Below are 3,760 nucleotides of genomic sequence, written 5' to 3' on the forward strand. Positions count from 1 at the left end.
CCTAGCCGCTCAGCTTGGTGTCGTTTGTCATAATAATCCTTGAGGGCAACATCTAAATAACTAACCATTGCATGCTGCCCTTTCTGGGTGACATCCCGCCTTTTCCAGAGTATTTCCCGACCAAATTGTTCATAGCCAGGCAGTCCCTGTAATATTCCCGTTATCGGATCCCCCTCGATAACCACCCGGGTTAGGGGCAAAATCGGTGCAAATCGTTCCGCAAAAGCCTTATTGCCAACAGCAGGCGCCCCAAAGGTAATTACCTCAATTTGATCCGGATTTACGCCTAAGCTCAACAGGCGTGCGCCTGCAATCGTTGCCGCCGCCCCTCCCAGGCTGTGTCCTGTCAAATACACTTTGCGATCCCGATGTTCCAGCAATAATTCAGTTAATGGCCTGGGTGTGCTGTTATCCTTTGTTGATACTTTGATCTGAAATGCTGCCTCCACATATTTATAAAACCCCTGATGGACCTTAGGCGCCGAATCAGGCATATGCTTCAGCGCCGTATTAGCAGCAAATTCTTCAAGAGTATTTCCGGCAAAATACACTTGCCCAAGCGTCAGATTGGTTTTCATATTTTTAAGCGTTTCAGTACCGGCAATGGCCAAGATATATATTGGCGGCCCACCATCAGCCGGTTCCTTTTTCGCTATCAAAAACCGGGCATCGTCAATTTCACCGTCAGCTACAAACGGCTGAATCTCCCAACCTTCCTGCGTAAGATACTCATATGAAAGCCTGCCTGTCCGGTCACTATAAATTGCCAGACAAGCTCTTGCAGCCAGTAATAAGGTACGTGACTCTTCATAATCTTCCTTAATCCCCGCATATGAGGCCACTGGCAAGAGACAACATACCGCTAAGAGCAGCTTACTGATGAGTAGGCGTAATTGTTTCATGACTTTCTCCTGAAATGAGTTTGTGCTAAATTAGTTTGCAGTTTCAATCGTAATCTTTTTGATCACAACATCTTCAAGTGGTCTATCCTGAGAATTGGTCTTTACTTTGCCAATGGTGTGAACAACGTCCATTCCCTCAATGACTTTACCAAATATGGCGTGTTTGTTATCCAGCCATGGTGTAGCTGTCAAAGTAATAAAAAACTGAGATCCGCCGGTGTTAGGACCGGCATTGGCCATCGAAATCACTCCCTCGACATGCTTTAAATCGCGATGAAATTCATCAGGAATTCGATACCCCGGGCCACCCGTACCATTACCTTTCGGGTCACCGCCCTGAATCATAAAGTTATCAATAACGCGGTGAAAAATCAGACCATCATAGAAACCTTTATTGGCAAGATCAATAAAATTTTTGGTAGTTAGCGGCACTTTATCTTCAAACAGTTCGACGCGGAAATTGCCTTTAGAAGTTTCAAACAAGGCTACACGGTTTTTCTTTGCCGCCACTTCTTGGGTTTTAGGGCTGTTCTCTGCCGGCATCGGCGTGCTATTGCTGCCAGCACAGCCAACCGTAACCATCAACAACCATGTCATCATCACAGCAAAAGTAACTACATACTTTTTCACAAACTTCACTCGCTTCCTATGTTATATCCAGATATTAGTATAGCATATCCAATTAGGTATGTGAATGAGCCAACCAGGGGCAGCGCTTAGAGTATTATTTGCCAATGCTCTTTAAATCGCTGTCGCTGATTGCAGAGTTTTCCCGAACTTTATCCGCCACCAGGAAATAGCCCTAGCCGCATCAATTTCTTGCCGAATTTTATCCTGCGTAGGCGGCAGTTGGCCTTGTGTATGAGCTTCGCAATAATCAGTATCGGCTTTTCCTATGTGTCCGGCGGTAATCCAAAAGCCATAATTCATACCAAAATCATTACCTTTAGTCAGACTTCGTCCTACTGAGTAATACTCAAAACCGGCCGGGGCAACAAGTTCCAGCAGGGTGGGTACCACATTAATGTGACTGCCGGCAGCATGGTCAGGCAGCGTTTGTTTAGTAACGCCTTTGCCGTAAAGGACAAATGGAATAGCATAACGCTCAAACATGGGCGGATTGGGTTCCACATTCACTCGGTCAGCATGATCACCGACAATAACAAATAAGCTGTCCGGATATTTACGCGAGGCTTCTTTTACGAATTGAGCCAACATGTTATCGGCATACCAAAAATGCCCCAGTTTTTTAATAAGTTCTGGATCGTCTTTCAGTTTTTCAGGCAATCCGGCTGTTACCAACGCCGGATCAAAACCCTCGTGCAGCAAATCGACAGTGTATGGCGAATGATTGGATACAGTAAGCACGACGTGAAAACCCGGTTTATCATCTTTGACCCGGCTAAGCACGGCCTGATACAAATATTTGTCATCACAACCCCAGACATTGCCTGCATCACTCTCAAAGTCACCCATACCATAGAAGGCATCAAATCCCTGTGCCAGTGAAAAATCCCTAATTTTTTCCCAAGAAGCAGGCCCAGCATACCAAAAATCGGCTGTATAACCCAGTCGTTTCATCTGGTGTGCTATAGCCGTACTATAAGGCTCTTTATATGACTCTGGCAAATAATTCAAGTACAGATTTGCCTCAGCCAGCCCGGTAATTATTCCCATAACCCCGGAAATGGTACTCATCCCATTGGGTAAAAAATTCAGCGTGTAGGCTGCATCTGGTTGCGCAATAATCTCTTTTAGCCCATTAGCGATGTTAAGATTACTATACTGTGGTAATAACGGCCAGGCTGCATAACTCTCAGCAATAATCAAGAAGACATGCCGTGGCGGAGAGTTTGTACCAATTTCGACGGTTTTACGCAAAAAGTCATCGATGTTGTCTGATGGTATCGGACGCTCAGCCAGGTAGCTGCCGTATTCCGCCAACCTTCCTGGTTCCATATCCAGGCCGGTAGAGGACAAAACACGCTCATGCAGGACATACGCCCGATAGAGTGCCTGCACATCATCCAAAATCGCTTCATTCAGCAATTGGTCTTTTGTAACCCCTGAATTTTCCCAGTCAATATTATAGGCATAGGTCATGGCGCCACCAAACCGGACAAAAATGGCCAATTGGTAAAGAACGATCAGCAGTGCAGCCCGCAGAACAATATTTTGATACCACTTAGGCAGCCGAGGAAAAGTATGTGGTTTGGCTGCTAACCAAACCTTCAATACTTTGCATAGTAAACATGCCGTAACAATGGCCAATATGATTCTAACAGGCACATTATATTGCGCAATAATGGTATGTACAATGGCGGTAACATCATCGTGTAAGGTATTGAACAGCAGTTGATTAAACGCCATTCTAAATTCCTGATAGTACGGAATGCGGGCCTGAAACAAAAAACTAAGGATAACAATATAAACTGAACCCACATACAACCGAAGACGACTTAGCCATTTCCACGGGAGAAATAGTCTGCAACCGGTACAGCAGACCATTGGCAGCAACACAAGCAACCCGGTACTTTTTAAGCTAATACGCAATCCATAATACATAGCGGCCAAAAGGTCAGCAATAGTCACAGTGTCGCTCAGAAAGGAGTGCATAGCGGCAATAAACCCGATACGAAATAAGCAAAAAACCGCGAGAATGAAAATAAATAACTTACAGTCTTGTTGCAACTCAGCATAAAATTCGTCCCAACTAGCCAGCTTAAAAATAATAGACCCATCCTTTCCGCAAAGCAAACACGGCTTGTGCCAAGCTTTGGCTAAGATAGAAACCGCTACTCTGTTCCTCATAATGGTGCAAACAGCTAATGCTCTACCATATTCAAAACCTCGGTAGT

At 45.0% G+C, this 3,760-nt stretch carries 3 protein-coding genes; all 3 read right to left on the minus strand.

Annotated elements, in window-relative coordinates; genetic code table 11:
* Positions 1 to 902, minus strand: a 902-nt coding sequence (locus tag AC29Z1_RS10695; protein ID WP_488271450.1) for a lipase family protein, incomplete at its 3' end; no start/stop codon positions are given.
* Between the two features lie 30 nt (positions 903 to 932).
* A complete protein-coding gene (locus tag AC29Z1_RS10700) occupies positions 933 to 1,502 on the minus strand; it encodes a peptidylprolyl isomerase (RefSeq protein ID WP_488271453.1) in 570 nt (189 codons plus the stop codon).
* Positions 1,503 to 1,643: 141 nt separating this feature from the next.
* Entirely contained in the window at positions 1,644 to 3,713 is a 2,070-nt protein-coding gene (locus AC29Z1_RS10705) for an LTA synthase family protein (RefSeq protein WP_488271454.1), read from the minus strand.
* Positions 3,714 to 3,760: the final 47 nt, after the last annotated feature.

Source organism: Sporomusa sp. (assembly GCF_057736855.1).

Coding starts and splice junctions, on each gene's coding strand:
- AC29Z1_RS10700 (WP_488271453.1), bottom strand. CDS start 1,502: ATGATGACATGGTTGTTGATGGTTACGGTTGGCTGTGCTGGCAGCAAT.
- AC29Z1_RS10705 (WP_488271454.1), bottom strand. CDS start 3,713: ATGAGGAACAGAGTAGCGGTTTCTATCTTAGCCAAAGCTTGGCACAAG.